The 6374-nt window shown below is 41.0% G+C and carries 6 protein-coding genes; 4 read left to right on the top strand and 2 right to left on the bottom strand.

Features of this window, described 5'->3' with window-relative positions; all coding sequences use genetic code 11:
- Window positions 1-239: 239 nt before the first annotated feature.
- Window positions 240-956 (bottom strand): hypothetical protein, encoded by a 717-nt coding sequence (locus C7H79_RS01750; RefSeq protein WP_106705574.1) that lies wholly within the window; start codon window positions 954-956, stop codon window positions 240-242.
- A gap of 387 nt (window positions 957-1343) precedes the next feature.
- Between C7H79_RS01750 and gpmA the strand changes: the two genes are divergently transcribed.
- The 4 genes from gpmA to C7H79_RS01730 all read left to right on the top strand — a co-directional run bounded on the left by gpmA (window position 1344) and on the right by C7H79_RS01730 (window position 5642).
- Complete coding sequence (gene gpmA / locus C7H79_RS01745) at window positions 1344-2093, top strand: 2,3-diphosphoglycerate-dependent phosphoglycerate mutase (protein ID WP_106705573.1); 750 nt, start codon at window positions 1344-1346, stop codon at window positions 2091-2093.
- Between the two features lie 103 nt (window positions 2094-2196).
- A complete protein-coding gene (locus C7H79_RS01740; protein ID WP_106705572.1) occupies window positions 2197-3372 on the top strand; it encodes a murein hydrolase activator EnvC family protein in 1176 nt (391 codons plus the stop codon).
- Between the two features lie 47 nt (window positions 3373-3419).
- Window positions 3420-4847: a S41 family peptidase gene (locus tag C7H79_RS01735; protein ID WP_106705582.1), complete on the top strand. Its 1428-nt coding sequence runs from the start codon at window positions 3420-3422 to the stop codon at window positions 4845-4847.
- A 21-nt stretch (window positions 4848-4868) separates the two neighbouring features.
- The gene (locus C7H79_RS01730; protein ID WP_106705571.1) at window positions 4869-5642 is read left to right on the top strand and encodes a HesA/MoeB/ThiF family protein; all 774 of its coding nucleotides are present in this window, start codon (window positions 4869-4871) and stop codon (window positions 5640-5642) included.
- Between the two features lie 19 nt (window positions 5643-5661).
- Here the strand turns inward: C7H79_RS01730 and slmA are convergent, their stop codons facing one another.
- Window positions 5662-6264: a nucleoid occlusion factor SlmA gene (gene slmA / locus C7H79_RS01725; RefSeq protein ID WP_242447086.1), complete on the bottom strand. Its 603-nt coding sequence runs from the start codon at window positions 6262-6264 to the stop codon at window positions 5662-5664.
- Between the last annotated feature and the right edge of the window lie 110 nt (window positions 6265-6374).

The following is a 6374-nucleotide window of genomic DNA, read 5'->3' as shown; positions in this document are numbered from 1 at the left end:
GCTCTCTACTAAATTTCTTGGCCACTCAAAAAGGCTGTCCCCACTTTGTATCACAGCCCTTTCTCAAACCATCCATCTCAACTTTCACAGATAGCAATTCTTAAGTAGACTACTGAGTCAACCTTGCACTGTCAAGGGTTTTGGACAGACAAAACAATGCATGAGGAGCCACTTGCCATCGCTCATTTTGACGATTCAATATATTGCAGCGGCCAATGTGACAAGTAATCACAACCAAGCTATGCTGACGCTTCAGATGCTTTTTTCCTACGTAAGAAATAAAATGCAGCACCACCGCCCGCTGCAACCAATAGGGCAATCTCCATTAATCCAAAACCACCGCCATGACTGCCATGACCACCTTTCCCAACGTTTAGCGGAATTTTCACTACAGTCTTAACATTACCAGCGTCATCCTTTCTTTCCAATTGAATTGCGTACTGACCTTTCTCTTGGATATTAGCTGCGACCACAATAATTCCTGATCTATGCATCTCAGGAGGCATATACACGACGCCATGCTCAGTGACTCCGTGCCCCGCATGCTCGTCATGTTCCATACCTTCATGACCAGAATGGTCTTCAGTATCCGCTGTTTTTTGATCTGTAGCAGCGCTACTATGCTGGTCTTCGCTATGCCCATCATGTCCTTCTTTCACCAAGCGAACAGCTAAAAGCATTTCACGCGCTTGTTGCGGCAATTCAACGGTTAAATTCACTTTACCAATATTAGGTAAATTTTCGCAAAACGAGTGCATCGGCGGTATACCACCTTCAGGCACCTCATATGCGCTAAATGTTACTGGAAATTCGCCCGTTTTAATCACACAGCCACCAGCATCATGATGCCCTTCATGTGCCAGCATCAACTGCGCGCGCACAGGTAACGCCAGCAACGAAGCCAAAACCATACTGCCTAATGCCGTTGCCCAAATATTCCTAGAAGCTGCCTTCATATTTTCTCCAATTTTATATCTGTATTGATCTGCAAACTCAGCCTATTGATGTATGCCCAGTTATCTCACCCGAACACAAAGAATAAATTAAGCTCGGGATTGTATAACAAAATATTCAGAATATTAATCGAAATTAAAATATTTGTAGACGCAAGTAGTTATTGACTTGGCAATGAGTATTCCTCAATTGGTTCTTCTTTATTCTATTATTTAAATGACCGATAAATTGAGTCTGGTAACACTTTTTACAATAAAAACTGTTTATGAGAATCATTCGCGTTAGTACAAAAGTATCGGTTATATACTGTGTTTCAGGCTAAAAATATAATAAAATGCTTCTTTATGCCTGCTTTATATATTCATTCTGCTTTTCGTTAAAAGGTCAATATGAAAAAAATTGTTCTCCTGCGCCACGGAGAAAGTACTTGGAATCAAGAAAATCGATTTACGGGTTGGACAGATGTTGATCTAACACCAGACGGCATTCAAGAGGCTCAAAATGCCGGACAACTTTTGCGTGAGCAAGGGTTTATATTCGATATCGCCTATACCTCTGTTCTCAAGCGTGCCATTCGAACTTTATGGATAGTGCTGGATGAAATGGATCAGATGTGGATTCCGATAGAACATACATGGCGATTGAATGAACGACATTACGGTGCGCTTCAAGGTTTAAATAAAACTGAAACAGCAGCACGTTATGGTGACGAGCAAGTGCTGATCTGGAGACGAAGCTATGATATTAGACCCCCAGCATTGAACACTGATGATCGCCGTTATGCTGGATCCGATCCACGCTATAAAAACTTAGCGCATGATGATATTCCATTGACTGAGTGCCTTAAAGATACGGTGACTAGGTTTTTACCCTATTGGAACACAACTATTGCACCTCAGATCCAGGCTGGCAAGAGCATCATTATTGCCGCACATGGAAACTCATTAAGAGCTCTTATTAAATATTTAGATAATATCTCAGATGACGACATTCTCAATTGCAACATTCCAACCGGCATCCCATTAATATATGAACTGGATGATAATCTAAAGCCAATCCAGAATTATTATCTTGGAAATCCAGACGAGATCCAGAAGGCAATGCAGACTGTAGCTAATCAGGGAAAATCAACTGCTTAAAACATAGCCATTCTTTTATTCTAGGAACGTATGCGTAAGAAATATTGCACTAATTCAAATAATTCACATCTTTCTAGAAGCGAATACATTTAATTTGATTCATATGCAGTACGCTTATTCACTGCTGCTGGCATGCGCGCTGACGCTTATTTTTCCGCTTCCAGCGTTTTCAAACAATCAAGAAAATCTTAATTTGTTGCGTGAACGTATTCAGTTACTACAAAAAGATCTAGCAAACAAAGAATCACTAAGACAGGATACAACAAATGCATTACGTGAAGCTGAACAAGCAATTAAAGATATCTCCCGGAAAATAACCAAACTCCTTGCAGATGACCAACAAGCCGTTGAGGAATACAAACAATTACAGACACGATACCAATTGATCAACAAGGAAATTGAAGCCGAACAAAATCGACTAGAAAAATTGCTTTATCAACAATATATTGGAAGACAGCAAAATTCTTTACACTTACTGTTGGATCAACATAATCCAAATCAAATTGCTCGAGATGCCCATTACTACAAACAATTCGCACTCGCTCGCTCAAACAGCATTACAAATCTTAAAAAGAATCAATACGAAATTCTGGCACTCACTGAATCGAGTCGGCATAAGAAAGAGCAAATTACCGCTATCCAAACCGAATACTACAATGAACGCAAAAAGCTCGAACAAGAGAAGAACAAACAGAAAAACATACTATCACGAGTGTCAGAAAATATTACACTTAAACAACAAGAGCTTAATAAGCTTAAAAATGACGAAAAACGTATCACTCGTTTAGTGAATGAGATTAACAAATTTCTTATTCAGGAGAAATCCGGTAACAACACTCAGATTAATAATAAGCTCCCAGACACTTCAACAGCAAACATTCCATTCCCATCACTCAAAGGCAAATTAAATTTACCTGTGCGAGGGAAACTTGTTCATACTTTTGGCGGTCAACGTTCAGGTAAGCATATAACGTGGAAAGGTTTGTTTATACAAGCGCCTAAGGGAAGTGATGTTAAAGCCATTTCAGGAGGCAGAGTTGTATTTGCTGATTGGCTGAGAGGCTTTGGCAACTTGATAATTCTGGATCATGGAAACAACTATTTGAGCCTTTATGGTAATAATACAACACTTCATAAACAAGTAGGTGACTTGATCCGCGGCGGCGATACAATAGCAATCGTAGGAAATAGCGGTGGTAATGCAGATTCAGGTTTATACTTTGAACTACGTCATAAGGGTAAGCCTTTTGATCCTTTGATGTGGATAAAAATAGAATGAGTGCGGCAAACCATTTACACAAATTTGATCAGTGCGGAGATAGCATCATGAGTAATGTAATCAAAAAAACGGGTTTAATTCTAATTGGGGTAATCGCTGGAATTATGCTCAGTTTGAACTTCTCCGCTATTGCCAAAAAAGAAAATATCGAGTCTATACATCCATTACCAATCGAAGAATTACGTACCTTCGCTCAGGTTTTTGGTCGTATCAAAAGTGATTACGTCGAATCTGTAGAAGACAAAAAACTGATTACTGAAGCCATCAATGGCATGCTTGTTGGATTGGACCCCCATTCTTCTTATCTTGATAAAGACGAATATAAGGAACTGCAAATAGGAACTCAAGGTGAGTTCGGCGGACTTGGCATCCAGGTAACTATGGAAGATGGTCTGGTAAAAGTAATTTCACCGATTGAAGACACCCCGGCGTTTCGTGCCGGCATTAAAACTGGCGATCTGATCGTTAAATTGGATGACACTGTTGTAAAAGGCATGACACTCAATGATGCGATCAAGCTTATGCGCGGCAAACCAAAAACTCCGATAAAAATTACGATTGTACGAGAAGGTGAAGCAGAACCGCTAGTTTTTAACTTAGTACGTGACATCATAAAAATTCAGAGTGTCAAATCTAAAATGCTTGAACCCGGCTACGCCTACATTCGCATCACGCAATTTCAGGAGCAAACTGGCGAGAATCTAGCGCAAGCACTCAGGACTCTATTTAGTGAAAACAAGGGAGAAATGAAAGGATTAATACTGGATTTGCGCAATGATCCAGGAGGATTACTTAATGGAGCGGTTGCAGTTTCGGCTGCCTTTTTGCCGGATAATGCACTGGTTGTGTACACTGAAGGACGTAGTCCCGATGCGAAAATGAAATTACATGCCAGTCCGGAGTTTTATTTGCGCGGACCTGATAAAGATTATTTAAGAGGCTTACCCTCTGAAGTCAAAACCGTACCCATGATTACGTTGGTCAATGGTGGCTCCGCTTCAGCGTCCGAAATTGTTGCAGGCGCTTTACAAGATCACAAACGCTCCATCGTTATGGGATCACAGACTTTTGGCAAAGGATCAGTGCAAACTATATTGCCGTTAGGAAACAATACAGCGATAAAATTAACAACCGCACGTTACTACACGCCCAATGGTCAATCCATTCAAGCACAGGGTATTACGCCTGATATTTTAGACGAAGAAGACAACGGCGACGAGCAGCGTCTGCGTGAATCAGATTTGAATCGTCATTTGTCTAATGGCAAAAAAACTGAAAAGAAAGCAATTTCTGAAACAAAGAAAAAAGAATCAAAACCTGCGGGTGACAAGAAAGATAAAAAGAACAAAGATACAAAAGATAATGCTCCTATCGAATTCGGCTCTGAAGAAGACCAACTGTTAAAACAAGCCATGAATTACTTTAAGGGCATCCCCTCATCCCCACCCAAAAAGAGTGATGAAAGTGATAGCTGATTAACAGTTGATTAAAGGATTGTGAATGACTATCAACTGCTTCGGTACAGCCGCCATATCCTGCTTCCGCAAATTGATATTGCGGGGCAGGAAAAGCTTAATCACTCACGCGCATTAATTGTCGGAGCAGGCGGATTAGGTTCCCCTATCGCGCTTTATCTTGCCGCCAGCGGAGTAGGCAATCTGATCATTTGCGATGGCGATCAAGTTGATTTGACTAATTTGCAACGACAAATAATGCATGACAGCCAGTCGATCGGTCTTGCAAAAGTTCTATCAGCCAAACAATCACTGATTAGAATCAATCCTGAAATCAATGTCACTCCCATTCATGAGCAAGTAGGTGCCGAAAAATTACTACAACTTGCAGCAGAAGTAGATGTAGTGATAGACGCAAGTGATAATTTCGATACACGGTATCATATCAATCAGGCATGTATCAGCAATAAAAAACCCCTGGTTTCTGGAGCCGCAGTGCGTTTTAACGGCCAGATCAGCGTGTTTGATCTGCGTCATGACGACAGCCCTTGTTATCACTGCCTATACCCAAACATCGGCAATCAAGAAGATATGCCTTGCGCTATCATGGGCGTTTTCTCACCGATCGTAGGTATCATCGGTTCAATGCAAGCTGCAGAAGCATTAAAAATCCTGTTGAATATTGGCGCAAGTTTAAATGGCCGCTTGTTATTACTCGACGGCCTCACGATGAATTGGCATTCCACCAATTTACCAAAAGATCCGGCGTGTCCGATATGTCGCACATCAGTGCCTACAAAAACCTCTACCAGGTAATGAGTTAAATCATTCGGATTCAGAGCAACTCAGATGGCAACAAAGTCAGTCGCTGAACTTCCCAGTCTGTCAGGGGATCACGCTCAAACTCACTTTTAACAAATTGATACCAGCGACCGATCACAAAGCACAACAATAAATTAGCTCGCGCCGTAACATCCACATTCCTATTAATCTGCCCCTCAGAAGCAGCAAAACGAAGTGCTTGTTTCAAAGTAGCCTCCAATCTATCGTGCAACTGATTAACACGCAGTTGCAAATGCTCATTTTCATTGATCAAGACATCGTTCACCAGAATCCGCGTCATACCCGGATTCTTTTGCGAAAATCCCAACAATAACAGCAATAGATTCTCAATCTTTTTCGTACCCGAATGTTCTTCCTGCAGAATCTTATTAATCAACACAAACAATGTCTTTTCAATAAACTCTATCAGTGCCTCAAACATTTGCGATTTATTCGAGAAACAGCGATATATGGATGACTGCGAGACCCCCAGTTGCACGGCCAATGCTGCAGTGGTTATCTTGATTCTCTGTGGATGTTCCAACAACACCGCCAGAGCTTGCAGGATTTGATCCCTTTTTTCACTTGATTTTACTGATGCAGATGAATGTTCCAATGAGATAACCGTAACGCAGGAATAAAGCTGGGAATATAGCAAAATACTGGATTGATGTGATAATTATTCCAATGTAGCGTGGCTTCTTGCCGAATGACATAGCGTCAGAT

This window comes from Nitrosomonas supralitoralis, assembly GCF_003011925.2.
In the GTDB taxonomy this organism is placed as follows: Bacteria; Pseudomonadota; Gammaproteobacteria; order Burkholderiales; family Nitrosomonadaceae; genus Nitrosomonas; species Nitrosomonas supralitoralis.
The sequence above is the reverse complement of the archived record's forward strand: the minus strand, read 5'-3'. Positions and strand labels throughout refer to the sequence as shown.